This is a genomic window from Pseudomonas sp. D5(2026) (assembly GCF_057766845.1).
Genome location: NZ_CM173421.1, coordinates 5346467 through 5370652 on the forward strand (window position 1 = coordinate 5346467; position 24186 = coordinate 5370652).

24 protein-coding genes are annotated in these 24186 nt (G+C 62.2%); 7 read left to right on the forward strand and 17 right to left on the reverse strand.

Going from position 1 to position 24186, the window contains the following annotated elements; translation table 11 throughout:
• Positions 1-62: 62 nt before the first annotated feature.
• Both ptsP and AC3B5Q_RS24620 read right to left on the reverse strand, forming a co-directional pair.
• Positions 63-2342, reverse strand: a complete 2280-nt coding sequence (gene ptsP, locus AC3B5Q_RS24615) for a phosphoenolpyruvate--protein phosphotransferase (RefSeq protein ID WP_021783579.1) — start codon at positions 2340-2342, stop codon at positions 63-65.
• Between the two features lie 22 nt (positions 2343-2364).
• Entirely contained in the window at positions 2365-2844 is a 480-nt protein-coding gene (locus AC3B5Q_RS24620) for an RNA pyrophosphohydrolase (RefSeq protein ID WP_003249017.1), read from the reverse strand.
• Between the two features lie 141 nt (positions 2845-2985).
• Between AC3B5Q_RS24620 and AC3B5Q_RS24625 the strand changes: the two genes are divergently transcribed.
• Positions 2986-3642: a histidinol-phosphatase gene (locus AC3B5Q_RS24625; RefSeq protein WP_488392770.1), complete on the forward strand. Its 657-nt coding sequence runs from the start codon at positions 2986-2988 to the stop codon at positions 3640-3642.
• A 129-nt stretch (positions 3643-3771) separates the two neighbouring features.
• Here AC3B5Q_RS24625 and AC3B5Q_RS24630 read toward each other — a convergent pair whose 3' ends face one another.
• Entirely contained in the window at positions 3772-4197 is a 426-nt protein-coding gene (locus AC3B5Q_RS24630) for a DUF2269 domain-containing protein (RefSeq protein ID WP_021783577.1), read from the reverse strand.
• A gap of 147 nt (positions 4198-4344) precedes the next feature.
• Complete coding sequence (ilvA, locus tag AC3B5Q_RS24635; protein ID WP_003249006.1) at positions 4345-5859, reverse strand: threonine ammonia-lyase, biosynthetic; 1515 nt, start codon at positions 5857-5859, stop codon at positions 4345-4347.
• 133 nt (positions 5860-5992) lie between these two features.
• On the opposite strand from ilvA, the gene rpiA reads away from it, so the two are divergent.
• Positions 5993-6667: a ribose-5-phosphate isomerase RpiA gene (gene rpiA / locus AC3B5Q_RS24640; RefSeq protein WP_003249004.1), complete on the forward strand. Its 675-nt coding sequence runs from the start codon at positions 5993-5995 to the stop codon at positions 6665-6667.
• A 103-nt stretch (positions 6668-6770) separates the two neighbouring features.
• Here the strand turns inward: rpiA and AC3B5Q_RS24645 are convergent, their stop codons facing one another.
• The 4 genes from AC3B5Q_RS24645 to AC3B5Q_RS24660 form a co-directional block, all read right to left on the reverse strand.
• Positions 6771-7673 (reverse strand): SdiA-regulated domain-containing protein, encoded by a 903-nt coding sequence (locus AC3B5Q_RS24645; protein WP_021783576.1) that lies wholly within the window; start codon positions 7671-7673, stop codon positions 6771-6773.
• 90 nt (positions 7674-7763) lie between these two features.
• The gene (locus AC3B5Q_RS24650; RefSeq protein ID WP_021783575.1) at positions 7764-8684 is read right to left on the reverse strand and encodes an SdiA-regulated domain-containing protein; all 921 of its coding nucleotides are present in this window, start codon (positions 8682-8684) and stop codon (positions 7764-7766) included.
• Positions 8685-8886: 202 nt separating this feature from the next.
• Positions 8887-9552 carry a fumarylacetoacetate hydrolase family protein gene (locus AC3B5Q_RS24655; protein ID WP_012054022.1) on the reverse strand — a complete coding sequence of 222 codons (666 nt, stop codon included), beginning with the start codon at positions 9550-9552 and terminating at the stop codon, positions 8887-8889.
• A gap of 26 nt (positions 9553-9578) precedes the next feature.
• Positions 9579-10976 carry a D-2-hydroxyglutarate dehydrogenase gene (locus AC3B5Q_RS24660; protein WP_021783574.1) on the reverse strand — a complete coding sequence of 466 codons (1398 nt, stop codon included), beginning with the start codon at positions 10974-10976 and terminating at the stop codon, positions 9579-9581.
• Positions 10977-11147: 171 nt separating this feature from the next.
• On the opposite strand from AC3B5Q_RS24660, the gene serA reads away from it, so the two are divergent.
• Positions 11148-12377: a phosphoglycerate dehydrogenase gene (serA, locus tag AC3B5Q_RS24665; RefSeq protein WP_014592761.1), complete on the forward strand. Its 1230-nt coding sequence runs from the start codon at positions 11148-11150 to the stop codon at positions 12375-12377.
• A 46-nt stretch (positions 12378-12423) separates the two neighbouring features.
• On the opposite strand, the gene AC3B5Q_RS24670 is transcribed toward serA, so the two are convergent.
• Entirely contained in the window at positions 12424-12900 is a 477-nt protein-coding gene (locus AC3B5Q_RS24670; protein ID WP_014592762.1) for a DUF4399 domain-containing protein, read from the reverse strand.
• A 223-nt stretch (positions 12901-13123) separates the two neighbouring features.
• Between AC3B5Q_RS24670 and AC3B5Q_RS24675 the strand changes: the two genes are divergently transcribed.
• Positions 13124-13612 carry a transporter substrate-binding domain-containing protein gene (locus tag AC3B5Q_RS24675; RefSeq protein WP_021783573.1) on the forward strand — a complete coding sequence of 163 codons (489 nt, stop codon included), beginning with the start codon at positions 13124-13126 and terminating at the stop codon, positions 13610-13612.
• A 104-nt stretch (positions 13613-13716) separates the two neighbouring features.
• On the opposite strand, the gene AC3B5Q_RS24680 is transcribed toward AC3B5Q_RS24675, so the two are convergent.
• Together AC3B5Q_RS24680 and AC3B5Q_RS24685 are read right to left on the reverse strand one after the other, a co-directional pair.
• A complete protein-coding gene (locus AC3B5Q_RS24680; RefSeq protein ID WP_021783572.1) occupies positions 13717-14220 on the reverse strand; it encodes a 2-thiouracil desulfurase family protein in 504 nt (167 codons plus the stop codon).
• Complete coding sequence (locus AC3B5Q_RS24685) at positions 14207-14839, reverse strand: 2OG-Fe(II) oxygenase (protein ID WP_028697547.1); 633 nt, start codon at positions 14837-14839, stop codon at positions 14207-14209. The genes AC3B5Q_RS24680 and AC3B5Q_RS24685 overlap by 14 nt, the downstream gene beginning before the upstream one ends.
• A 113-nt stretch (positions 14840-14952) precedes the next feature.
• Between AC3B5Q_RS24685 and AC3B5Q_RS24690 the strand changes: the two genes are divergently transcribed.
• A complete protein-coding gene (locus tag AC3B5Q_RS24690) occupies positions 14953-15705 on the forward strand; it encodes a DUF2059 domain-containing protein (protein WP_021783570.1) in 753 nt (250 codons plus the stop codon).
• On the opposite strand, the gene bipL is transcribed toward AC3B5Q_RS24690, so the two are convergent.
• A complete protein-coding gene (gene bipL, locus AC3B5Q_RS24695; RefSeq protein ID WP_021783569.1) occupies positions 15706-16632 on the reverse strand; it encodes a phospholipase BipL in 927 nt (308 codons plus the stop codon). It lies immediately after the preceding gene.
• Between the two features lie 142 nt (positions 16633-16774).
• On the opposite strand from bipL, the gene AC3B5Q_RS24700 reads away from it, so the two are divergent.
• Positions 16775-17344, forward strand: coding sequence for a DUF6436 domain-containing protein (locus tag AC3B5Q_RS24700; protein WP_103469591.1), 570 nt, complete (start codon positions 16775-16777; stop codon positions 17342-17344).
• Here the strand turns inward: AC3B5Q_RS24700 and AC3B5Q_RS24705 are convergent.
• Positions 17323-17889 (reverse strand): sugar O-acetyltransferase, encoded by a 567-nt coding sequence (locus tag AC3B5Q_RS24705; RefSeq protein ID WP_084850185.1) that lies wholly within the window; start codon positions 17887-17889, stop codon positions 17323-17325. The genes AC3B5Q_RS24700 and AC3B5Q_RS24705 overlap by 22 nt on opposite strands.
• An 86-nt stretch (positions 17890-17975) precedes the next feature.
• Between AC3B5Q_RS24705 and AC3B5Q_RS24710 the strand changes: the two genes are divergently transcribed.
• Complete coding sequence (locus AC3B5Q_RS24710; protein WP_103469590.1) at positions 17976-20339, forward strand: penicillin acylase family protein; 2364 nt, start codon at positions 17976-17978, stop codon at positions 20337-20339.
• 209 nt (positions 20340-20548) lie between these two features.
• Here AC3B5Q_RS24710 and AC3B5Q_RS24715 read toward each other — a convergent pair whose 3' ends face one another.
• The 4 genes from AC3B5Q_RS24715 to AC3B5Q_RS24730 all read right to left on the reverse strand — a co-directional run bounded on the left by AC3B5Q_RS24715 (position 20549) and on the right by AC3B5Q_RS24730 (position 24185).
• Positions 20549-21334, reverse strand: a complete 786-nt coding sequence (locus AC3B5Q_RS24715; RefSeq protein ID WP_021783565.1) for a MetQ/NlpA family ABC transporter substrate-binding protein — start codon at positions 21332-21334, stop codon at positions 20549-20551.
• A gap of 175 nt (positions 21335-21509) precedes the next feature.
• Complete coding sequence (locus AC3B5Q_RS24720) at positions 21510-22340, reverse strand: sigma 54-interacting transcriptional regulator (RefSeq protein ID WP_021783564.1); 831 nt, start codon at positions 22338-22340, stop codon at positions 21510-21512.
• A gap of 64 nt (positions 22341-22404) precedes the next feature.
• Complete coding sequence (locus AC3B5Q_RS24725) at positions 22405-22986, reverse strand: alpha/beta hydrolase (RefSeq protein ID WP_275966661.1); 582 nt, start codon at positions 22984-22986, stop codon at positions 22405-22407.
• Positions 22987-23195: 209 nt separating this feature from the next.
• Positions 23196-24185: a sulfate/molybdate ABC transporter ATP-binding protein gene (locus tag AC3B5Q_RS24730; RefSeq protein WP_021783562.1), complete on the reverse strand. Its 990-nt coding sequence runs from the start codon at positions 24183-24185 to the stop codon at positions 23196-23198.
• Between the last annotated feature and the right edge of the window lies 1 nt (position 24186).

Sequence of the window (24186 nt, forward strand, 5' to 3'; positions counted from 1 at the left end):
CCCCCCGCTCCGCGCGTAGGAGCGGGTTTAACCGCGAAGAGCCCGAACAGGCAAACGCTCAGTCAGAGGGTCTTGTTGGCTTCAGGCCCAATCATCCGCGCCAGCCCAAGGTTCTTCAAGGCCAGTTGCAGCGAGCTGTGGATAACCTGCGGGTTGTCATGGCTCAAGGCCTCGGCCAGCAGTTCCTTGGCCTTGCCCATATTGATCTGGCGAAGCATCCACTTGACCTTCGGCAGGTTGGTGGCGTTCATCGACAGGCTGTCAAAGCCCATGGCCATCAACAGGACTGACGCTGCCGGGTCACCGGCCATCTCACCGCAGATGCTCACCGGCTTGCCTTCGCCATGGGCGTCACGCACCACCGTGTTCAGCGCCTGCAGCACCGCCGGGTGCAGGTAGTCGTACAGGTCGGCAACCCGCGGGTTGTTGCGGTCCACCGCCAGCAGGTACTGGGTCAGGTCGTTGGAGCCGACCGACAGGAAGTCCACCTGCCGCGCCAGTTCCTTGGTCTGGTACACCGCCGCTGGAATTTCCACCATCACACCCACGGGCGGCATCGGTACATCGGTACCTTCATCACGCACTTCACCCCAGGCGCGGTGGATCAGGTGCAGCGCCTCTTCCAGCTCGTGAATGCCGGAAATCATCGGCAGCAGGATACGCAGGTTGTTCAGGCCCTCGCTGGCCTTGAGCATGGCGCGGGTCTGTACCAGGAAGATTTCCGGGTGGTCGAGGGTGACGCGGATGCCGCGCCAGCCGAGGAACGGGTTTTCTTCCTTGATCGGGAAGTACGACAGCGCCTTGTCACCACCGATGTCGAGGGTTCGCATGGTCACCGGCAGCGGGTGAAAGGCCGCCAGCTGCTCACGGTAGATGGCCAGCTGCTCTTTCTCACTGGGGAAGCGCTGGTTGATCATGAACGGCACTTCAGTGCGGTACAGGCCTACCCCTTCGGCGCCGCGCTGCTGGGCACGAGCCACGTCAGCGAGCAGGCCGGTGTTGACCCACAGGGGCATGCGGTGGCCGTCGGGGGTGATGCACGGAAGTTCGCGCAGTGCATCCAGCCCTTGGGCAAGCTGGCGCTCCTCCTCGACCACTTCGCTGTACTGCTTGCGCAGCACTTCGCTGGGGTTGGTGAACACTTCGCCCTTGTAGCCGTCGACGATCAGTTCAATACCGTCGACTTTGGAGTACGGCAGGTCGACCAGGCCCATCACCGTGGGGATGCCCATGGCCCGCGCGAGGATGGCGACGTGGGAGTTGCCCGAGCCGAGTACCGAGACCAGGCCGACCAGCTTGCCTTCCGGCACTTCACCGAGCATGGCCGGTGTCAGTTCCTCACTGACCAGGATGGTGTTGTCGGCATACACCAGCGACTGCGAACGTGCTTCCTGCAGATACGCCAGCAGGCGCCGCCCCAGGTCCTTGACGTCGGAGGCACGCTCACGCAGGTAGTCATCGTCCATCAGTTCGAAGCGGTTGACGTGCTCACCAACCACCTGGCGCAGGGCGCCCTGGGCCCATTGGCCGGTCTTGATGACCTCGGTCACCTCTCCGCCCAAGGCTGCGTCTTCAAGCATCATCAGATACACATCGAACAGCGCGCGCTCTTCCGGGCGCAGCTGGGTGGCGAGCTTGGCCGACAGCTTGCGCATGTCGTCGCGCACACCTTCCAGAGCGTTCTGGAACAGCCTGAGTTCGGCGTCGATATCATCGACGGTCTTGTCCGGGACCACTTCCAGATCGGCCGGCGGCAACATTACCACCGCACGCCCCACGGCGGCGCCAGGCGACCCCGGCACACCCACGAAGCGCGCCTCCTGGATACCTTTGCCCTGACGGCCCAGGCCACGGATCGAGCCGGTAGCCTCGGCGTGGGCGATAACCCCGGCAAGCTGGGCGCTCATGGTGACCAGGAAGGCTTCTTCGCCCTCGTCGAACTGGCGGCGCTCCTTTTGCTGGATGACCAGTACACCGACCACACGGCGGTGGTGGATGATCGGCGCACCCAGGAAGGAGGCGAATTTCTCTTCGCCGGTTTCGGCAAAGTAGCGGTAACGCGGGTGGTCGGCAGCGTTTTCCAGGTTCAGCGGCTCTTCCCGGGTACCGACCAGGCCAACCAAGCCTTCGTTGGGGGCCATGCTGACCTTGCCGATGGAGCGCTTGTTCAGGCCTTCGGTAGCCATCAGCACGAAGCGGTTGGTTTCCGGGTCGAGCAGGTAGACCGAGCAGACCTGGCTGCCCATGGCTTCCTTGACGCGCAAGACAATGATCCCCAACGCCGACTTGAGATCTTTGGCGGAGTTTACTTCCTGGACGATCTTGCGCAGCGTATTGAGCATGGCTCGGGGTCGAACTCCGTCGTCAGTCGCGCGTCAACAGACGCGGTGCTAGCTCTTTCAGGGCGCGTCGGTACACCTCGCGCTTGAATGTCACAACCTGGCCCAGCGGATACCAATAGCTCACCCAGCGCCAGCCGTCGAATTCCGGCTTGCCGGTCAGGTCCATTCGCACCCGTTGTTCATTGCTGACCAGGCGCAGCAGGAACCATTTCTGCTTCTGGCCGATGCACAGCGGCTGGCTGTGAGTACGTACCAACCGCTGTGGTAAACGATAACGCAACCAGCCACGGGTGCAGGCAAGAATTTCTACATCATCGCGTTCAAGGCCAACTTCTTCGTTCAGCTCGCGGTACAGGGCATCTTCCGGCGTCTCGTCAGGGTTGATACCACCCTGGGGGAATTGCCAGGCATCCTGGTTGATCCGTCGAGCCCATAGCACCTGCCCGGCATCATTCGTGAGAATGATCCCGACATTGGGGCGAAAACCATCCGGGTCGATCACGGCAGCAACCTCGCAAACGCATGTCAACGCATTGTTCCACAAAGCTTGCGAGCGCAGCAACGCGCCCGCCAAGCTTATGTGCAGCTGCGTGAAAACTCCGTATTCTGCGGGCCTACCCTGTGGCTGATGCGAGTGACCGCGATGCGCCTGGCTTTATTCGACCTGGACAATACCCTCCTCGGTGGCGACAGCGACCATGCCTGGGGTGACTATCTTTGCGAGCGCACCATTCTCGACCCGGTCGCCTACAAGCAACGCAACGACAGCTTCTACCAGGACTACCTCGATGGCACCCTGGACCTGCAGGCCTACCTGGCCTTTTCCATGGAAATCCTGGCGGCAACACCCATGCCCCAGCTCGACGAATGGCACCGCGACTTCATGCGCGACTGCATCGAGCCCATCATCCTGCCCAGGGCCCTGGCCTTGCTGCAGCAGCACCGCGAGGCGGGCGACCAACTGGTGATCATCACCGCTACCAACCGCTTCGTTACCGCACCGATCGCCCGGCGCCTGGGGGTGCGGGTGTTGCTGGCAACCGAATGCGAGGTGCGCGACGGCCGCTATACCGGGCGTAGTACCGATATACCGTGTTTTCGTGAAGGCAAAGTGACGCGGCTGGAGCGCTGGATGCTGGAGAACGGCTTTGATCTCGAGGACAGCTACTTCTATAGCGACTCGATGAATGACCTGCCGTTGTTGCAGCGGGTGACACATGCAGTGGCAGTGGACCCGGCCCCGGACCTGCGGGTCGAGGCGGATAAGCGCGGGTGGCCGGTGATCTCGCTGCGGGATTGAGGTTTCGCGTGCCGGCCTTTTCGCGGGCACGCCCGCTCCCACAGGAATCACCACAGGCCTTGAGGGCTGCGCTGTACCTGTAGGAGCGGGTTCACCCGCGAAGAGGCCGGCACAAACAGCACAAGGCTGTCAGACCGGCTTGGCCCCCATCAGCCCGGCAATGGACAGGAAGCAAACCCCACTGAATACAGCCAGCGCCAGAGTAAACCGCAACCCCACCACCTCGGCCTTGCGCAGCCGGTTCAGCCGCACCAGCAGCCACCACACGGCAAACGCGCCGAATGTATAGATGACACTGGATGCCAACACCCAGGTCTGCCCCAGTGGCCAGCCCACCAGGTGTACCAGCCACCAGCCGGTGAACGGCATGCTCACCAGGCACAGGCCCATCACCAGCCAGACGAACACCAACGGCCGGCGCAGCAGCTTGGCGTAGGCTTCGGCATCGCCCTGGCGGCGGGCGCGCCAGGTCCAGATCGCCAGGCCCAGGGCGCCCAGAAACAGCAGCGCGGTGGCAACGATGTGCAAGGTCTTGAGCGTGGTCAGGTGTTCCATGTCTCGGTCGTCCTTAAACTGGCATTTTGCGGTAGCTTCTTCGCGGGCTTACCCGCTCCTGCCAAGGTATCTCAGGCCTTGAGGCCTGCGCAGTACCTGTGGGAGCGGGCAAGCCCGCGAAAGGGCCATCAGCCCTAGCTTAGCCGCTCAGCCCAGGAACAGTTTGTAGGCCGGGTTTTCGGTCTCGTCCCAGTACGGGTAACCGATCTTGGCCAGCGCTGCCGGCACCAGGTGACGTTCGTCCTCCGGCACCTGCAGCCCAGCCACCACGCGCCCGTCAGCCGCGCCATGGTTGCGGTAGTGGAACATCGAGATGTTCCAGCGCCCGCCCAGCTTGTTGAGGAAGTTGAACAGCGCCCCTGGCCGTTCGGGGAATTCGAAGCGCAGCACCATTTCGTCACTGGCACCGGCCGAGTGGCCGCCGACCATATGACGAATATGCAGCTTGGCCAGTTCGTTGTCGGTCAGATCGGTAACCGGGAAACCCTGTTCGGTCAGTTGCTGCACCAGCGCCGCGCGGGGGTCGTTTTCCGGGTGGGTCTGCACCCCAACGAAGATATGCGCTTCGTCAGAGGTGTGCTTGCGGTAGTTGAACTCGGTGATCTGACGCTTGCCGATAGCCTCGCAGAAGGCCTTGAAGCTACCCGGGCGCTCAGGGATGGTCACGGCGATGATCGCCTCGCGCTTCTCACCCAGCTCGGCACGCTCGGCCACATGGCGCAGGCGATCGAAGTTGACGTTGGCACCGGAGTCGATGGCCACCAGGGTCTGGCCGCTGACGCCGTAAAGCTCGACGTACTTCTTGATGCCCGCCACACCCAGCGCGCCGGCAGGCTCGGTGATCGAGCGGGTATCGTCGTAGATATCCTTGATTGCCGCGCATATTTCATCGGTACTGACGGTAACGACTTCGTCCACATGGTGGCGGCAGATATCGAAGGTGTGCTGGCCAATCTGCGCCACCGCCACGCCGTCGGCGAATAGCCCAACCTGCGGCAACACCACGCGCTCACCGGCGGCCATGGCTGCCTGCAGGCAGTTGGAATCGTCCGGCTCGACGCCGATTACCTTGATTTCCGGGCGCAGGTACTTCACATAGGCGGCAATGCCGGCGATCAGGCCGCCACCGCCCACCGGGACGAAGATCGCGTCTAGCTGGCCAGGGTGCTGGCGCAGGATTTCCATGGCGACGGTGCCCTGCCCGGCGATGGTGTGCGGATCGTCGTAAGGGTGAACGTAGACGAAGCCCTTTTCATCGACCAGTTTCAGCGAATAGGCCAGCGCCTCAGGGAACGAGTCGCCATGCAACACAACCTTGCCACCGCGCGAGCGCACGCCTTCGACCTTGATTTCCGGGGTGGTCTTGGGCATCACGATGGTGGCCTTGATGCCCATTTCGCGCGCGGCCAGGGCCAGGCCTTGGGCGTGGTTGCCGGCAGAGGCGGTCACCACGCCACGGGCCAGTTCTTCCGGGCTCAGCTGGGCCAGCTTGTTATACGCGCCGCGGATCTTGAACGAGAACACTGGCTGCAGGTCTTCGCGCTTGAGCAAAATCTGGTTGCCCAGGCGCTTGCTCAGCTGCCCGGCGCTCTGCAACGGGGTTTCGACGGCAACGTCATAGACGCGCGAGGTGAGGATCTTCTTGACGTACTGTTCGAGCATCGGGAAAGCATCACTGGGCCGCGGGACGAGGGCTGGGAGTCTACCCTAGCGCTACGTCGGGCGACCACAGCAAAGCCGTGCGAGCCGTTATACTAGGTGACTTTGAAACCGCCCTGCCCCTTCCGGAGCCCGCATGACCCAGGACCAACTCAAACAGGCCGTCGCCCAGGCCGCTGTCGACTTCATTCTGCCCAAGCTGGATGAAAAGAGCGTCGTAGGCGTCGGTACCGGTTCGACCGCCAACTTCTTCATCGATGCCCTGGCTCAGCACAAGACCGCTTTCGACGGTGCAGTCGCCAGCTCCGAAGCCACTGCCCAGCGCCTGAAAGGCCATGGCATCCCGGTCTACGAACTGAACAGCGTCAGCGAGCTTGAGTTCTACGTGGACGGCGCCGATGAGAGCGACGCACACCTGCACCTGATCAAGGGCGGCGGCGCAGCCCTTACCCGCGAAAAGATCGTCGCAGCCGTGGCCAAGACCTTCATCTGCATCGCCGACGGCAGCAAGCTGGTGCCGGTACTGGGGGCCTTCCCCCTGCCGGTCGAAGTGATCCCCATGGCCCGCAGCCACGTGGCACGTCAGCTGGTGAAGCTGGGTGGCGACCCGGTTTACCGTGAAGGCGTGGTCACCGACAACGGCAACGTGATCCTGGATGTGTACAACCTGCAGATCACCAACCCGGTGGAGCTGGAAGCGCAGATCAACGCCATCGTCGGCGTGGTGACCAATGGTCTGTTCGCGGCGCGACCAGCGGATCTGCTGTTGCTGGGCACCGCTGAGGGCGTGAAGAGCCTGAAGGCCGAGTAACGTTCTTCGCGGGCAAGCCCGCTCCCACAGGTACCCCACAAGCCTGGAACCGTGGCGATCCCTGTAGGAGCGGGTTTACCCGCGAATAGGCCCTGACAGGCGATCAGTCAGCCGGCTGCTTGAACACATAGAACAGGTTCGGCTCACTGACCAGGTAAATGGTCCCCGCTTCATCCATCGCAATACCCTCTGCCTGCGGCACCGTCGCCTGCAACCCCTGGAAGCCCTTGCGCAACGACAAGGTACTCAGCGGCTGGCCCTGTACATCCAGCTCCAGCACCAGCCGCGACTCGTCCGACAGCGCCAGCAGATGCCCACTGCGCTCATCGAACTGCAAACTCGAAAGGTCCCTCACAAATAGCCGTGAATCGCGCTTGCGGTCCTGCACCACATGCACGGCGTAGGGCTTTTCCGGGTTGTCATGCGGGAAGCCATGCACCTCATAGATCAGCATCGGGTCACGCTCCTTCGCCACGAACAGGCGCTTGCCCGCCGAATCGTAGGCCAGGCCCTCGAAGCCCTTGTTGCCATTGAGGCCAATGCCCAAGGTCAGTTGCTCGGCATCACCGGCATCGAGAAACAGCGTGTCGTCTTCCAGTCGTACGCGAATCAGCCGCTGCTGACGCTCGTCGGTAATCACATAGCTGTTTGGCCCAACGTACTCCACCGCCTCCGGGTCGCCGAAGCCAGTCAGCGGCACACGTCGCAGGATACGGCCGTCCAGCGACAGCTCGATCAGCTCCGAACGTGCATTGGTGACTGTGAAGAGGGTTTTGCGGTCAGGGTCGTAGGTCAGCGCCGAAATGTCATCATCCAGCCCTTCGATCGGTTGCGCCTCCAGCACCACCCGGTAGCGATCCAGGCCAATGCTGCGCTCCACAGGCTGCCACCATGTCTTCAGATTGAACCAGCCACGCTCGAACAGGCGAAACTCCTGCCCAGCCCAGCCAAGCAGGAGCAGACCAACGGCAGCCAGAACAAGGAGCAGGCGAACAAAACGACGCATAGGGACAGACTCGACACAAGGATGGCGAATCTAATCATGAATGGCTGAAGCAAAGCTTAATGCCAGCGTCAGGCAAATCTGATGATGTTGTCAGTTCTTCTTGAAACGATAGAAAAGCGCCGGCTCGCTGACCATGTAAAGGTTGCCCTTGTCGTCCATGGCCACCCCTTCAGCCCGCGGAATGGTGTCTTCAAGCCCGTTGAAGCCGCCCAGCAGCGTCATGAAGCTGACTTGCTGGCCCTGCTCGTCCAGCTCCAGCAGCATGTTGGAGTCGGCCGAAAGCACCAGCAAGTGGCCAGTACGCGGGTCGACACCCAGCGCAGACAGGTTGCGCAAGTCGAGTTCATCGCTCGGCAACGACTGTTTGTCACCCTGGAGCGGGCTGCGGCCATCGGTACTCCAGGTGTACAGCTTGGGCGGGCGCTCCTCGCCAATGATCAGGCGCTGGCGCAGCGGGTCCCAGGCGACGGCCTCAAAGCCCTTGTTGCTTTTGACCGACGGGCCCAGGTCGTAGCTCGGGAAGTCGTCGTGATTCAGTGCCGTGGTCTGCGCGTCCACCTTGACCACGGTCAGATCGTGCAGGCGCTCGTCAGTGATGGCCAGGTTGCCGTCTTCCAGCACCGCGACACCTTCGGGGTTGTTCCAGCCGTTGAGCGGGATCTTGCGCAGTACATCGCCCTCCAGGCTCAGCTCGACCAGGATCGGGTTCTTGCCCATGACCGCAAACAGGGTGCGGGTTTGCGGGTTGAAGGCCACATCCGAGGCTTCATCATCGTCCATGCCCGGCAGCGGTTTGGCGTCGATGTCCACCTGGTAATCCGGCAACCAAACGCTCTCGCTACGCTCGGCGGTGCTTTCGAAGCTTTCTTTTACCCACAGTGCACCGCGGTCATCCCAGTGCATGGCCACCGCCACGCCATAGCCGATCACCGCCGCCACGGCCAGGCCGAAGGGCCAGCGCAGGTAGAAGCGACGCTTGGGGGTTACCGGGGCGCTGGAGGAGGATGGCATGCAGTGATCCTGGGAAAATGGGCGTAGGTGCGCGCATTATCCAGATTGGGTGTGAAAAATCGGTAAACAGTGCCGGCCCATTCGCGGGCATGCCCGCTCCCAAGGTGCTGCAATCCCTGTAGGAGCGGGTTTACCCGCGAAGAACGCGACGCGTTCCCTGTAGGAGCGGGTTTACCCGCGAAAAAGGCGACGCGGTTTCGAGTTAAAGCACCCGGCTTTCGAAGCGGCTCACACCCGGCAGTTCCAGCACCAGCTCGTCACCGACATTGAACGGCCCAACACCCGCCGGGGTACCGGTGAGGATTACATCCCCCGCTTGTAGTGAGAAATGCGCTGCCATGTACTGAATCATCGGCACGATCGGGTTAAGCATCATCGCGCTGTTACCCTCCTGGCGCACTTCGCCATTCACGGTCAGGCGCACCGGGATGTCTGTCACGTCCTCGAAGCTGGCGGCCGAGACGAACGGTGGCAGCACGCAAGCGCCGTCAAAGCACTTGGCCAGCTCCCAAGGCAGGCCCTTTTCCTTCAGCTTGGCCTGCACGTCGCGCAGGGTCAGGTCCAGCGCCGGCGCGTAACCGGAAATGGCGTCCAGCACCTCTTCCTCGCTCGGATGGGTCGACAGCGGCTTGCCCAGCAATACGGCGATTTCAACCTCATAGTGCACCGACCCACGCTCGGCCGGGATCTTGAAGCCACCTTCGGCCGGCACCACGCAGCTGCCTGGCTTGATGAACAGCAGCGGCTCGGTGGGGATCGGGTTGTCCAGTTCCTTGGCATGCTCGGCATAGTTACGGCCGATGCACACCACCTTGCCCAGGGGGAAGTGAATGCGCGTGCCGTCTACGTACTGGTGCTGGTAACTCATGGCCGACTCCTTCTGGATACTGCTTTTTATTCAGGTGCGAAGATCTTACCCGGATTCATGATGCCGTTAGGGTCGAACACGGCCTTTATTGCCTTCATGCAGGCGATTTCTTGGGGGGAGCGGCTGTAGCCCAGGTAGTCACGCTTGGTCATGCCTACGCCATGCTCCGCAGAAATCGACCCGTTGTAACGCTCGACAATCTCGAACACCCACTTGTTGACCTTGGCACACGAAGCGAAGAAGTCGTCCTTGCTCATATGTTCAGGCTTGAGGATGTTCAGGTGCAGGTTGCCGTCACCAATATGGCCGTACCACACCACCTCATAGTCCGGATAATGTTCTGAGACGATGGCGTCGATATCGCGCAGGAACGCAGGCACTTTCGAGACAGTGACAGAAATGTCGTTCTTGTACGGTGTCCAGTGCGAGATGGTTTCCGACAGGTACTCGCGCAGCTTCCACAGGTTTTTCAGCTGGGTTTCGCTCTGGCTCATCACCCCATCCAGCACCCAACCCTGCTCGACGCAATGCTCGAAGGTAGCCAATGCTTCGTTGGCAACGTCTTCAGTGCTGGCCTCGAACTCCAGCAGCGCATAGAACGGGCAATCAGTCGCGAACGGCGCAGGTACATCGCCGCGCGCAAGGATCTTGGCCAGCCCCTTGTCGGAGAAAAACTCGAAAGCGGTCAGGTCCAGCTTGCCCTGGAAAGCGTGCAGCACCGGCATGATCGAGTCGAAGTCCGGTGTGCCCAGCACCATGGCGGTGAGATTGCGCGGTGCGCGGTCCAGGCGCATGGTGGCCTCGACCACGAAGCCCAGCGTACCCTCGGCACCAATGAACAGCTGCCGCAGGTCGTAACCGGTGGCGTTCTTGATCAGGTCCCTGTTCAGTTCCAGCAACTCGCCCTTGCCGGTGACCACTTTCAGCCCGGCCACCCAGTTGCGGGTCATGCCGTAGCGGATCACCTTGATTCCGCCGGCATTGGTGCCGATATTGCCGCCAATCTGGCTGGAGCCGCTGGAAGCGAAGTCCACCGGGTAATACAGGCCTTGCTCTTCGGCGAAGGTTTGCAACTGGCGGGTGATGACCCCTGGCTGGCAAACCACAGTGCGGTCGAAGGCATTGAAGCCAAGGATCTGGTTCATGTAGTCGAAGGCGACCACAACCTCGCCATTGGCTGCCACCGCACCAGCAGAAAGCCCGGTACGCCCGCCAGAGGGCACCAGCGCCACCTGGTGCGCATTGGCCCAGTGCACAATGGCTTGCACCTGTTCTACCGTTTTGGGAAAGACGATGGCGCTGGGCGCGGGCGGGTAATGCTTGGTCCAGTCCTTGCCATACGCTTCGAGGGAAACCGGGTCAGTCAGGACCTTGCCCGGGTCGACAAGGGTCATCAGTTCTTCAATAACAGCGGGGCGGGTCATCGCTGGAACTCTCGACTTATTCATGGTCACCCTGAGCACTCTTCAACTGTCGGGATAAGCTCAGATTGTGTCGCGTATGCTAGCATAGCCCTCCCGCTGTTCATGCTAAGGCTGCCCTCGCGCCTGGCATCACCCCTCGCCATTTTATCTCCGGGATACAGGTTTACGCAGATGAGCAAGACTTCTCTCGACAAGAGCAAGATCCGGTTCCTTCTTCTTGAAGGTGTGCACCAGAACGCGGTCGATACCCTCAAGGCCGCCGGCTACACCAACATCGAATACCTCACTGGTTCGTTGCCGGAAGCCGAGCTGAAGGAAAAGATCGCCGATGCCCACTTCATCGGCATCCGTTCGCGCACCCAGCTCACCGAAGAGATCTTCGACTGCGCCAAGAAACTGGTCGCTGTCGGCTGCTTCTGCATCGGTACCAACCAGGTTGACCTGGAAGCTGCCCGCGAGCGCGGTATCGCCGTGTTCAACGCGCCATACTCCAACACCCGCTCGGTCGCCGAGCTGGTTCTGGCCGAAGCCATCCTGCTGCTGCGCGGCATCCCTGAGAAAAACGCCTCCTGCCACCGTGGCGGCTGGATCAAGAGCGCTGCCAACTCGTTCGAAATCCGCGGCAAGAAACTGGGCATCGTCGGCTACGGCTCGATTGGTACCCAGCTTTCGGTACTGGCTGAGAACATGGGCATGCAGGTGTACTTCTTCGACCCGCTGACCAAGCTGCCACTGGGTAACGCCGTGCAGGTCACCAGCCTGAACGAGCTGCTGGGCCTGGCCGACATCGTCTCGCTGCACGTGCCTGAGTTGCCATCCACCCAGTGGATGATCGGCGAGAAGGAAATCCGCTCGATGAAGAAGGGTGCGATCCTGATCAACGCCGCCCGTGGCACCGTTGTCGAACTGGACCACCTGGCCGCGGCCATCAAGGACAAGCACCTGATCGGCGCCGCCATCGACGTGTTCCCGGTCGAGCCACGCTCCAACGACGAAGAGTTCGAGAGCCCGCTGCGCGGCCTCGACAACGTGATCCTGACGCCGCACATTGGTGGTTCCACCGCCGAAGCCCAGGCCAACATCGGCCTGGAAGTGGCAGAGAAACTGGTCAAGTACAGCGACAACGGTACTTCGGTGTCTTCGGTCAACTTCCCGGAAGTGGCCCTGCCAGCGCATCCAGGCAAACACCGTCTGCTGCACATTCACGAAAACATCCCCGGCGTGCTCAGCGAGATCAACAAGGTCTTCGCCGAGAACGGTATCAACATCTCCGGTCAGTTCCTGCAGACCAACGAGAAAGTCGGTTACGTGGTAATCGACGTTGACGCCGAATACTCGGACCTTGCGCAAGAGAAACTGCAACAGGTCAAGGGCACCATCCGTTCCCGCGTCCTGTTCTAAGTCTCGGTGCAGCATGAAAAAGGGAGGCCCTGAAGGCCTCCCTTTTTTATTTCACTTCAACCGTGATCTTCTTCGACTCGACGCTAGGCTTGAACGGCACATGATACTGGTCACCCAGAATCAGTTGCAGGGTGTGCTTGCCCGGGGTCAGGGTAATGCTGGTTTCGGTCTGTGCCTTGCCAAAGTGCAGCACTTGCGGCCCCGCCGGCAGTGCGACGCCGGCCTCTGGCATCAGGCTGGTTGGCAGTGGCATGTCAGCCACCGGCTCTTTGTCGACATCCACCAGCAAATGGTGGTGCCCGGTGTGCGGAGTTTGGTCACCCGCAGGCTTGAGGCCCATACCCTCGATACCGAACTTGACGGTGAAGGTCTTGTCGACCGTGGCACCATCGGCGGGGGAAACGATGAAGACCTTTGCCTCCTTGGGCGGCTCCTGGCTCTTCAGGGCGTCTGCGGCACTGGCGAACACCGACGCTCCCATCAGCAGACCGGCAACGGCAGCACGCGAAAATAGGCTGTTCATTCACTTCTCCTGTGATTCACTTATTGACCGCAGCCTGTAATCCAAAAGCGGCGGTAGTTCACCTTAGTTGAAATAATCGCCAAGGTGTTCACATTGCCTGACAGAAATATTTCCGTCAGGGTTAAACAATGCCAAGGCTTGAAGGTCATAGGCTGCGCTCGATCACGGCGAGGAAGAAAGCCGTGGCGATCGTTTTCAATCTGCTAAAAGAAAAGGGGCATACATGCGTTCGACCATAGGGGTACTGCTGGCAGTACTGATCAGTCCATTGGCTCAGGCGGAGCTGATCGACGAAATCGCCGACCGGGGCGAACTGCGCATTGCCGTACAGGCCGACAACTCGCCGTACGCTTTTAAACAAGATGACCACCTGACAGGTTTCGACATCGAATTTGGCCAGGCCCTGGCCAAGGAACTGGACTTGCGCGCCGAGTTCGTCGAAGCTCCAGCTGCCGAAGTGCTGGCGGGTGTCGAGAGTGGCAAGTACGACATCGCACTCACCCCGTCGAGTGAGTCGCTCACAGGCGGCGGCCCACTCGATGTGAGCCGGCCGATTGGCGAGAAGAAACTGGTGATCCCGTTCCAGAAGGACAACCCAGCTTTTGAAAGCGCCGTAAACAATGCGTTGCAGCGCTTGAAAGACAGTGGCCGGACTGCCGAACTTGAGCAGAAGTGGTTCAAGGGTGTGCAGGAGACTGCAGCCGGGCAGTAAGGTCTTCTTTGCAACCTGTACCGGTCTCTTCGCGGGTAAGCCCGCCTTGGATACAGTGCGATCCCTGTAGGAGCGGGTTCACCCGCGAAAGGGCCAGCACAGGTTCAAACAGATATATCACCCAAAGCACGCTGCGCCTGGTCCAGTTCCAGCTCGCTGAACACCTGCACCCCCGCCCGCCGCAGCAACGCCGTGGTTACCCCTTCTCCGGCCACCTTCACACCACTGAAGGTGCCATCATAGGTCAACCGGTTGCCACACGAAGGACTGCCAGACTTCAGCACCGCTACGCGAATGCCATGCCGGTTCACCAGTTCCAGCGCCAACTGCGCACCGGCCAGAAACTCGGCACTGACATTTTCCCCCGTCACCGTCAGCACCTGCGTGTTGCCATCCAGCACTGCGCTGCCCTGCCCTCCCGGTATCTCCGCTGGCGGCCGCGGTGTCGGCAAGCCGCCGGCTACCTCTGGGCACAACGGCACCACGCGCCCTTCGGCCTGCCACTGCTGCAACAAATCGGGATGACCGCTTGCCCGGCCGTCATAGCGTACTGGCTGCCCCAACAGGCAGGCGCTCACCAGCACCTTGGGCATATCAGAACGGGTCATTGCCACGCCGCCTGAACCAGCCGGTCAACGACAGCCGCTCGCGCCCGGCCGGCAATACTTCGTGAGGCACTTCGCCCGACAGGAATACCACCAGGCAAGCGGCCACTGGCTCGACATCGTGCTCGACACCGTTGGCCAGGAACATGCGCAACTGGCCACCGTCATGCGGCTGCCAGCCTTCATTGAGGTAAAGCACCGCCGAGACCATGCGCCGGTCATCGTCGCGGAAGCGGTCCAGGTGCCGGCGATAGAACGCCCCCGGTGGGTACAGGGCAAAGTGGCATTCGAAGTCTTCCAGGCCCAGGAACAGGCCTTGGTTGATCGCCAGGCGCAGCTGGTCCATGGCCGCCAGGTACTGGTCGCAGGCCTCGGCCTGCCCCGGGTCAATCCACTGGATCTGGTCACCGCGAATGGCTTCGCGCACCTCCTGGGTAGCACCGCGCCCAACCCCTGCGGGGTTAAGTTCGCCTTCGGCATCACGGCGCCGGCACTCGGCTGCCAGCGCGCGTACCAGGTCGGCAGGCAGAAAGTGCGCCTGCTGGGACCAGCCATGGGTGGCCAGATCGTCGACGACGGCCGCAAGCATCGGGTATTCAGGGGAGATGTGCATGGCGCGCATCATATCCATTCGCCCTGTCGCCGCACAGCGCCACTTGGCCGAGAAACACGCGGATATCTCGACAAACCGGCGCCGGGCCAAGGACAATAGGCCCCTGCCGACAGGAGTCCTGAATGCGCCGTCTGTTTTCCCTGATTCTGCTGATGATCTGTACCATGCCTGTCTGGGCAGACAACCTGGATCAACTGTACAAGGCTGCCGGCTGGCCCGACCAGCGCGCCCACTTCAACGATGCCCTGACCGCCGCCCAGGAGCGCTACCGCAACAGTTTGCCTCCTGCCGTGTACCAGGCGCTGGTCAACAACAGCAACCAGCGCTTCCAGGCCCAGGCAGTGGACCGTCGCGCCCAGGCCAAGCTGCGTGCCACCCTGGCCAACCCGGCACCGGCCCTGGCCTTCTTCCAGTCGCCGTTGGGGCGCAAAGTGGTGGCGGCCGAGCTCAAGGCCACACGCAAGGACGAACTGGCCAAGAACGCCAAAGGCCTGCCCAAGATCCAGGCAAGCGACGATCGTCTGCTGGTCATCGGCCACTTGGCCCAAGCCCTGCCTGCGCGTGAAGCAGGCGCTGAAGTCAGCCTTGCCATCGCCGGTGTCGCAGCCGACAGCCTCAGCTCGATGATCCCCGGCCTGTTCGGCGGCGGCCAGGCCCAGAGCCTGCTGGATGGCCAGCGCCAGCGGCTGATGGGGCAAATTGGCGAAGACCTGAACAACACCCTGCTGTACGTCTACCGCGACCTGTCCGATGCCGAGCTGGAAGCGTTCGCCACCTTTGCCGAGTCGCCCGAGGGCAAGGCTTACTACCAGGCGGCCCTGGCCGCTGTGCGCGCCGGCCTGGCGGTTGGCCAGAGCGCCAACGACCTCAAGTGATCAGCCCAGGCGCTGGTTGATGAAGTCGAAGTAGCGCTGACGGATGCCCGGCAACTCGTTGGCCAGGTGGTGACGGGCCTCAGGCAGCATCAGTATCTGCGGCTCGGCAAACTTGGCCTTGAGCACTTCGAGGTTATGGGGCCAGTCCACCGTACCATCCGCCTCCCCCTGCACGATCAATGGCCGCCGCGCACTGCGCGGCGCAGCCTCGATGCGTTTGACCCAGGCGATCAGTGCGCCTACCCAGGCCGTTGGCAGGCGACGCGGTTGCAGCGGGTCGGCCTCCAGGAACGGCAGGAAGGCCGGGTCGTTGGTGTTCTCACTGAAGCGCCGTTCGATGCCATTGACGAAGTGGCGCAGCACGCAATAACTGAACTTCGACCAGCGCCATGAACATGGCCGCACCAGCGGGGCCAGCAGGATGATCTGGCCATCGACGGGGCTGCGCGCGCCCTGGTGCAGCAGATGGTCCACGGCAATCGCCCCTCCCGTACTCTGCCCACAAAGGTGCCACGGGTGCGGCAGTTGCAGCGTGTGCGCCTGTTCGAACAAGGCCTCCAGCACTTGCTGGTACACCGCGAAGTCATTGATGCTGGCCCGCTCGCCGCTGGACAGGCCGTGGCCGGGCAGGTCACAGCTGATCACGGCGAAACCCTGCTTGAGTGCCCACTCGATCACATGTCGGTACAGGCCCATGTGGTCGTAATAGCCGTGCAGCAGGAACAGCGTCGCGCTTGGCTGCTCGGGTAGCCAGGCCTGCCCGACCAGGTCGAACCCCGCCGCCTGGAAGCCGCCCAGCCAGCTGTGTGCCGGCAGGTCCAGGCCATAGAAGCGCTGGTAGTCCTGCGCTTGTGCCGACAGCGGCTGGCGAGCAGTCAACGGCGCCAGGCTGGAGCGCAGGCGGTCAGGGTGAAAGGCAGGGGGCATCGGGGTACATCCACATCGAGCAAGTATTGATCTGGAATCTTCAGCTCTGGCCGGCGCCATGGCAAGCTTGCTCACCTCGAACAACCAGCATCGATCCAATTGCGGGAGCGGCCTTGTGTCGCGAAAGGGCCACCGACTCTTCATGAATAGCCGAATCATCAAACCGCTGTGCACGGCAACCGCCTTGTTGCTCGGCGCCGTAATCCTCTGGCAGGCCTACAGCGCCTTTCAGGCTCGCTACCTGCGCCCGTTCGGCAACCAGGCCACGCTGTTCGACGGCAGCCAATTACAGCTACCTGCCGAGCTGGCCGGTGTTGGCCCTATCCGCGTGGTGCATTTCTGGGACCCGGCCTGCCCATGCAACGTCGGCAACCAGCAGCACCTGGGCGACCTTGTCAGCCAGTTCGCAGGCCACGACGTTACCTTCCATGTGCTGCAAAAGCCCGGCAGCCACGGCCAGCTACCGGCCAATATCGGCAGCTTGCACCCCATCACCCACCTGCCCGGCAGCGAGCAGCTGCCTGCCTCTCCTGCCGTGGCCATCTGGGACCGGCAAGGCCGCCTGGCTTACTTTGGCCCGTACAGCGAAGGCGCCGTGTGCAACGCCAGCAACAGCTTCATCGAGCCAATCCTCAAGGCTTTGCTCGACGGCCGTCAGGTCAGCGCCTCCAATACCCTGGCGGTGGGCTGCTACTGCCCTTGGTCGGGCTGACGGACCCTCGCCGGGTTACCCACCACCGTCGCGCCCGCAGGCACATCCCGGGTCACCACACTGCCGGCGCCGACGATGGCGTTATCACCGATGCTCACCCCTGGCAGGATGATCGCCGCACCGCCGATCCACACGTTGTCGCCGATGGTCACCGGCCGCCCACTCTCCAGCCCGCTGCGCCGCACTTCAGGATCGAGCGGATGGTCGGCGGTGTAGATCTGCACGTTGGGGCCGATCTGGCAGTCGTCGCCGATACGCACCGGCACCACGTCGAGGATCACGCAGTTGAAGTTCATGAAGGTATTGCGGCCAACGCTGATGTTGTAGCCATAGTCGCAATAGAACGGCGGGCGAATCACCGCGCCTTCGCCAACCTGGCCAAAGTGTTCCACAAGCAGCCCGTGGCGTGCGTCGTTGAGCAGTTCGACACTGTTGTTGTAGCGATGCATCCAGTGCTTGTTGGCGATCTGCTCGGCCTGCAGTTCAGGGCAGCCAGCGTGGTAGAGCTGACCGGTGAGCATTTTGTGTTTTTCGCTGAGGGACATGGAAACTCCTTCCTGGGGCTATGCTCTGTTCGCGAATCCGCCGATGATCGGACCACATTTTCCGTTTGAATGCACAAGGAGTCTGAATGAAGCGCAGCCTGACCCTGCTGGCGGTGGTAGTCACCGTGGCCGCTGGCGCCGGTTACTGGTACGTGCAGGGCAAGCTGCCGCAGCGCGAGGGCGAGGTCGCCGTTGCCGGTCTGCAAGCCCCGGTCAGCGTGCGCTACGACGCCCGCGGTGTGCCACACCTGCAGGCACAGAGCGAGCCGGACCTTTACCGTGCACTGGGCTACGTGCATGCCCAGGACCGGCTGTTCCAGATGGAGATCCTGCGCCGCCTGGCCCGGGGCGAACTGGCTGAAGTGCTCGGCGACAAGCTGCTGCCCACCGATACCCTGTTCCGCAGCCTGCGCATACGCGAGCAAGCCGCGCTGATGGCCAAGCGGCAGGATCCGCAGGCGCCGGCATGGCAGGCCCTGCAAGCCTACCTCGATGGGGTCAACAGTTGGCAGGCCAGCCACCCCAAACCCACGGAATTCGACCTGCTCGGCATCCCCCCGCGCCCGTTCACCGCCGAGGACACGCTGAGCATCGCCGGCTACCTGGCCTACAGTTTTGCCGCCGCGTTCCGCACCGAGCCTGCTCTGACCTACATCCGCGACCAGCTTGGGCCTGACTACCTGAAAATATTCGATCTTGGCTGGCAACCCGAGGGCGCGCTGGGCACGCCACTGGCCGCCGCCGACTGGCAAAGCCTGGAAGCACTTGCGCGCTTAAGCCATGAGGCGCTGGGCGACGCCGGCATCCCGCAGTTCGAAGGCAGCAACGCCTGGGCGGTCGCGGGTAGCCGCACCCGCAGTGGCAAGCCGTTGCTGGCTGGCGACCCGCACATCAGCTTTGCCGTACCTGCAGTGTGGTACGAGGCCGAGCTGTCAGCGCCCGGCTTCAACCTCTACGGCTATTTCCAGGCACTCAACCCGTTCGCCCTGCTCGGCCACAACCGTGACTTTGGCTGGAGCCTGACCATGTTCCAGAACGATGACGTTGACCTGGTCGCCGAAAAGACCAACCCCGCCAACGCCGATCAGGTGATGGTCGATGGCCAGTGGCACACACTGGAAACGACCGAACAGAAGATTGCCGTCAAAGGCGAGCAGCCGGTCACCATCAGCCTGCGCCGCTCGCCCCACGGTCCGATCGTCAACAACGTGCTGGGTAATACCTCCGGCACCACGCCAATCGCCATGTGGTGGGCATTTCTGGAAACTGAAAACCCGATCCTCGACGGCTTCTACCAGCTCAACCGCGCCGACACCCTGGGCAAGATGCGCGAGGCCGCCGCCAAGGTTCACGCGCCCGGGCTCAATTTTGTCTGGGCCAATGCCCGTGGCGATATCGGTTGGTGGGCAGCGGCAAAGCTGCCAATCCGCCCCGACGGCGTCGACCCGGCGTTCATCCTCGACGGGGCCAGCGCGCAGGCCAACAAGCTCGGTTTCTACCCCTTCAGCATCAACCCGCAGCAGGAGAACCCGGCCCGTGGCTATATCGTTTCGGCCAACTACCAGCCACCGGCGGCGGTGCCGATACCGGGTTACTACAACCTGCCCGACCGTGGCCGCCAGCTTGATCGTCACCTGGCCAACCCAGAGGTGAAATGGGATACCCAAAACAGCCAGGCATTGCAGCTGGACACCGCCAGTGACTATGGCCCGCGTACCCTTGCCCCGCTTCTGGCAACCCTGCGTGCAGTGGCCGAAGGTGACGAAGAGAAAGAGCTGGTCGAGCAACTGGCAGCTTGGGCTGGGGACTACCCGCTCGATTCGACCAGCGCCACGCTGTTCAACCAGTTCCTCTATGAACTGGCATTCGCGGCCCTGCATGACGAGCTGGGCGATACCTGGTTCCCGGTGCTGATCAGCACCCGCGTGATCGACGCCGCCTTGCCACGCCTGGCAGCGCAAGCCGATTCACCCTGGTGGAACACCCGTGGCGGCAGCCAGCGTACCGACCGTACCGCCGTCGTGCGCATGGCCTGGCAGAAAAGCCTGAAGCATCTGCGTGACACACTGGGCCGCGATCCGGCCAGCTGGCAATGGGGCAAGGCCCATACCCTGACCCACAACCATCCGCTTGGGGTGAAAAAACCGCTGAACCTGCTGTTCAACGTTGGGCCATTCGCCGCACCCGGTACCCATGAAGTGCCGAACAACCTCTCGGCGAAGATCAGCTCTGCGCCATGGCCGGTGACCTATGGGCCGTCGACGCGGCGGCTGGTCGACTTTGCCGATGCCGGGCAGGCGCTGACCATCAACCCGGTCGGGCAGAGTGGCGTGCCGTTCGACCGACATTACGCGGACCAGGCCGAAGGGTATGTGCAGGGGCAGTATCAGAAGGCACAGATGGGGATAATACCGGCGCAGAGTACCTTGCGATTGGTGCCAGGGCCGTAAGGGGCTGCCTTGCTCAAAACCCAAAAGTTTGCGCGAGCACTGTGGGGATTTAGCCGCGAACACCGGCGCAGCCGGTGCCATGCACCGCGTTGGATTCTTCGCGGGTAAACCCGCTCCCACAGGGATCGCGCCAGCTTTCAGAGATCCCAGCAATGAAAACGCCGACACAAAGGTGTCGGCGTCGGGTCATGCAAGGTGAAGCAAGCGCATCAGAACGCCGGCAGCACCGCACCTTGGTACTTCTTGGCAATGAATGCCTTGACTTCCGGACTGGTCAGGGCCTTGGCCAGTTTCTGGATGGCCTCACTGTCCTTGTTGTCCGGGCGGGCCACCAGGAAGTTCACGTAGGGCGAATCGGAGCCTTCGATCACCAGTGCATCTTTAGCCGGGTTCAGGCCAGCTTCCAGGGCGTAGTTGGTGTTGATCATGTCCAGGTCGACCTGGTCCAGCACACGGGGCAGCATCGCCGACTCAAGCTCGCGGAACTTCAGCTTCTTCGGGTTCTCGGCGATGTCCTTGGGGGTGGCCAGGGCATTCTTCGGGTCTTTCAGGGTAATCAGGCCGGCCTTCTGCAGCAGCAGCAAGGCGCGGCCGCTGTTGCTGCCCTCGTTGGGGATGGCAACGGTTGCGCCTTCTTTCAGCTCGCTCAGGGCCTTGACCTTCTTCGAGTAGCCACCGAAGGGCTCTACGTGTACACCCACCACGGTTTCCAGGTGGGTGCCCTTGCCTTCGTTGAAGTTCTGCAGGTACGGCAGAGTCTGGAAGTAGTTGGCATCCAGACGCTTCTGGTCCACCTGCACGTTCGGCTGTACGTAATCGGTGAAGACCTTGATCTGAAGGTCCACGCCTTCTTTTGCCAGGGTCGGCTTGATCAGTTCAAGAATTTCGGCGTGCGGTACCGGGGTAGCGGCAACCACCAGTTTCTCGGCAGCAGCGGCCAGGCCGGAGAACGACAGGGCAGCAGCCAGGGCAGTGGTCAGCAGGGTCTTCTTCATGGTGGTCCTTGTTCTGAATCTGGGCCATCGACGATGGCAAATCGGGTGCCCAACCGGTTCACCAGTGGGCTTGAGGCGGACGATACCCAAATTTTTTATTCCGCAACAATATCTTTTACTTAGCTGCTTATTCCAAAAACACAATGCCATCAGCCTCTTTACCCATGAGCGATGTCTAACGCGCGGGGTCAGGCAGTTCGAGATCCTCTGGCAGGATCTCTTCGCCGTCATTGACCAGCAAGGCAAAGTGGATGACGTTCTCCAGTTCGCGGGTATTGCCCGGCCAGAAATGCGCCTCCAGCACCCGCTGCGCCGCCTCGCTCACCAAGGGCAGTGGCCGTTGCAGGCGCACGCTATAGATGCCCACGAAGTACTCGGCCAGCGGCAGGATATCGCCCGGCCGCTCGCGCAGCGGCGGCAGTTCCAGCGCGCCCTCGCGCAGATACTGGTACAGGCGTTCGTTGAAGCGCCCTGCACGTACCACACGGGCCAGGTCGATGCTGGTGGCGGCGACCAGACGCACGTCAACCGGCTGTGGCTGCTGCGCACCCACCCGAGTGACCTCGCGGTTTTCCAGGGCCGCCAGCAGCTTGTCCTGGATGGCCAGCGGCAAGTCGGCAATCTCGTCCAGGTACAAGGTGCCGCCGCTGGCCGAACCGAACCAGCCGGCGCGGCTGCTGGCCGTACCGCCATGGGTGCCAGCGCTATAGCCAAACAGCTCGGCATCGGCATAGGTGGGGCTGATGGCCGCGCAGTTGACCGACACGAACAACCCTCCACGGTCGCTGGCACGGTGGATCTGCCGAGCCAGCAGCTCCTTGCCGGTGCCGGTCTCGCCTCGGATCAGCACCGGCAAAGGTTGTGGCGCCAGGCGCTCAAGGTCCTCGCGCAACTGCTGCGAGCGCGGGTCGATGAACACCAGCGCCTTGGCACGAATGCTCAGCGGGCTCTTGTCCAGCTCGGGGAAGGTCAGCAGCGGCTGGCCGAAGGGGTTGTGAAACGTCATGACGAACTCCCGCCCCAGGCCCGTGATGGCCAGGCGTCAGGCAAAGGGTGAACAGTAAGGTCGATCAGGCGCGGCGCAGTGCGTGCTGCTCGATCCGGCTCTGCAAGCGATACAGGTAGGCGAAGCCTTGTTCCCAGCGCTCATGACCGGACTTGACGTTGATGTGCCCCGCGTTGCTCAGCAAACCTGCTTCGGCGTTCCATGCCTGGGCCAGGTACAGCGCCCTCGGCACGCTCACGGCCGGGTCGTTGTCCGAGCTGACGACCTGGCTGGGGAACGGCAGCACCTCGGTAGGGATCGGCGCAAAGTTGCGCAGCACTGACGCGCAAGTGGGCCGTTCGACATCTGCCGGCGCCACCAGCAGTGCACCACGCACCTGCCGCAGCAAGGCCGGGCTTGCCTGCGCTGCCCAATGGGCGACAGTGATGCAACCAAGGCTGTGGGCAATCAGGATCACTGGCGAGCGCTCGGCGGCAATCGCCTGCTCCAGCGCGTGCACCCAGTCCTGCCGCTGCGGGGTGAGCCAGTCGTCCTGTTCGACCCGGGCACTGTTGGGCAGGGTGCGCTGCCAGTGACTTTGCCAATGGTTGTCTGGCGACCCTCGCCAGCCCGGCACAATCAGGTAGCGAATCGAGTCATTGCGCATGGGGACGCCTCCAGTAAGTTTGCGTGCTTGGAGACAAGTATAGGGTGGGCGATATATTCGTAAAGGAATAAGAAGATATTTATTAATTCTTTAATGGCATAAATAACAGGCGGCGGTCGCTCTCTCGTAAGGGCTGCATACCCGCCCCGTCCACCTTTCACGTAAGAAAAACCCGGGACCATGCCCGGGTTCTCTTAACCTTATGCGACTCAGATATCCGCTACCTTCTGCCAGACCTTCGGCCGGAAGAACAACGTTTCCCCCCGCGCCAGCCCGGTCAGGCTGTCATGGTCTTTCACCACCTCGGCCTCGATCAGCTCGCTCTGCCCTTCCACCTTCAAGGTCACCCGCGTGGTCGCGCCCAACGGCCGAATGTCGCGCACCTCGGCCGCGTGGTGCCCTTCGGTCTCATGCCGCGACAGCGATACCTCGTGCGGGCGGAACAACACGTGGTGGCCCTCGCTCAGGGCAAGGCGGTTGGAGTCCCCCAGGAAGTGGTAGACGAAATCGTTGGCCGGCTGATCGTACACCTCGCCCGGCGAGCCGATCTGCTCGATCACGCCCTTGTTCATCACCACGATGCGGTCGGCTACTTCCATGGCTTCTTCCTGGTCGTGGGTCACGAAAACCGACGTCAGGTTTATATCCTCGTGCAGCCGCGCCAGCCAGCGACGCAACTCCTTGCGCACCTTGGCATCCAGCGCACCGAATGGCTCGTCCAGCAGCAGCACCTTCGGCTCCACCGCCAGGGCCCGGGCCAGGGCGATACGCTGACGCTGGCCACCGGAAAGCTGCTCAGGGTAGCGATCGGACAGCCAGTCCAGTTGCACCATGTTCAGCAACTCATGCACCTTCTCGGCAATCTTGCTCTCGCTCGGGCGCTCGCCCTTGGGCTTCATGCGCAGGCCGAAGGCAACGTTGTCGAACACGCTCATGTGGCGGAACAGCGCGTAGTGCTGGAACACGAACCCGACGTTACGGTCACGCACGTCATGGCCGGAAACGTCCTCGCCATGGAACACGATGTTGCCCTGGTCCGGGGTTTCCAGGCCGGCAATGATGCGCAGCAGGGTGGTCTTGCCACAGCCGGACGGGCCGAGCAAGGCCACCAGCTCGCCGCTGTTGATGTCCAGGTTGATAGTGTTCAGGGCCTGGAAGCTGTTGAAGCGCTTGCTGACGTTACGAACTTCGATCGACATG

Coding starts and splice junctions, on each gene's coding strand:
- AC3B5Q_RS24730 (WP_021783562.1), bottom strand. CDS start 24,185: ATGTCGATCGAAGTTCGTAACGTCAGCAAGCGCTTCAACAGCTTCCAG.
- AC3B5Q_RS24705 (WP_084850185.1), bottom strand. CDS start 17,889: ATGTCCCTCAGCGAAAAACACAAAATGCTCACCGGTCAGCTCTACCAC.
- ptsP (WP_021783579.1), bottom strand. CDS start 2,342: ATGCTCAATACGCTGCGCAAGATCGTCCAGGAAGTAAACTCCGCCAAA.
- AC3B5Q_RS24660 (WP_021783574.1), bottom strand. CDS start 10,976: ATGACCCGCCCCGCTGTTATTGAAGAACTGATGACCCTTGTCGACCCG.
- AC3B5Q_RS24715 (WP_021783565.1), bottom strand. CDS start 21,334: ATGAAGAAGACCCTGCTGACCACTGCCCTGGCTGCTGCCCTGTCGTTC.
- AC3B5Q_RS24725 (WP_275966661.1), bottom strand. CDS start 22,986: ATGCGCAATGACTCGATTCGCTACCTGATTGTGCCGGGCTGGCGAGGG.
- AC3B5Q_RS24685 (WP_028697547.1), bottom strand. CDS start 14,839: ATGCGCGCCATGCACATCTCCCCTGAATACCCGATGCTTGCGGCCGTC.
- AC3B5Q_RS24670 (WP_014592762.1), bottom strand. CDS start 12,900: ATGAACAGCCTATTTTCGCGTGCTGCCGTTGCCGGTCTGCTGATGGGA.
- bipL (WP_021783569.1), bottom strand. CDS start 16,632: ATGCCCCCTGCCTTTCACCCTGACCGCCTGCGCTCCAGCCTGGCGCCG.
- AC3B5Q_RS24710 (WP_103469590.1), top strand. CDS start 17,976: ATGAAGCGCAGCCTGACCCTGCTGGCGGTGGTAGTCACCGTGGCCGCT.
- AC3B5Q_RS24690 (WP_021783570.1), top strand. CDS start 14,953: ATGCGCCGTCTGTTTTCCCTGATTCTGCTGATGATCTGTACCATGCCT.
- AC3B5Q_RS24630 (WP_021783577.1), bottom strand. CDS start 4,197: ATGGAACACCTGACCACGCTCAAGACCTTGCACATCGTTGCCACCGCG.
- AC3B5Q_RS24700 (WP_103469591.1), top strand. CDS start 16,775: ATGAATAGCCGAATCATCAAACCGCTGTGCACGGCAACCGCCTTGTTG.
- AC3B5Q_RS24650 (WP_021783575.1), bottom strand. CDS start 8,684: ATGCCATCCTCCTCCAGCGCCCCGGTAACCCCCAAGCGTCGCTTCTAC.
- AC3B5Q_RS24655 (WP_012054022.1), bottom strand. CDS start 9,552: ATGAGTTACCAGCACCAGTACGTAGACGGCACGCGCATTCACTTCCCC.
- serA (WP_014592761.1), top strand. CDS start 11,148: ATGAGCAAGACTTCTCTCGACAAGAGCAAGATCCGGTTCCTTCTTCTT.
- rpiA (WP_003249004.1), top strand. CDS start 5,993: ATGACCCAGGACCAACTCAAACAGGCCGTCGCCCAGGCCGCTGTCGAC.
- AC3B5Q_RS24720 (WP_021783564.1), bottom strand. CDS start 22,340: ATGACGTTTCACAACCCCTTCGGCCAGCCGCTGCTGACCTTCCCCGAG.
- AC3B5Q_RS24625 (WP_488392770.1), top strand. CDS start 2,986: ATGCGCCTGGCTTTATTCGACCTGGACAATACCCTCCTCGGTGGCGAC.
- AC3B5Q_RS24680 (WP_021783572.1), bottom strand. CDS start 14,220: ATGACCCGTTCTGATATGCCCAAGGTGCTGGTGAGCGCCTGCCTGTTG.
- ilvA (WP_003249006.1), bottom strand. CDS start 5,859: ATGCTCGAACAGTACGTCAAGAAGATCCTCACCTCGCGCGTCTATGAC.
- AC3B5Q_RS24675 (WP_021783573.1), top strand. CDS start 13,124: ATGCGTTCGACCATAGGGGTACTGCTGGCAGTACTGATCAGTCCATTG.
- AC3B5Q_RS24645 (WP_021783576.1), bottom strand. CDS start 7,673: ATGCGTCGTTTTGTTCGCCTGCTCCTTGTTCTGGCTGCCGTTGGTCTG.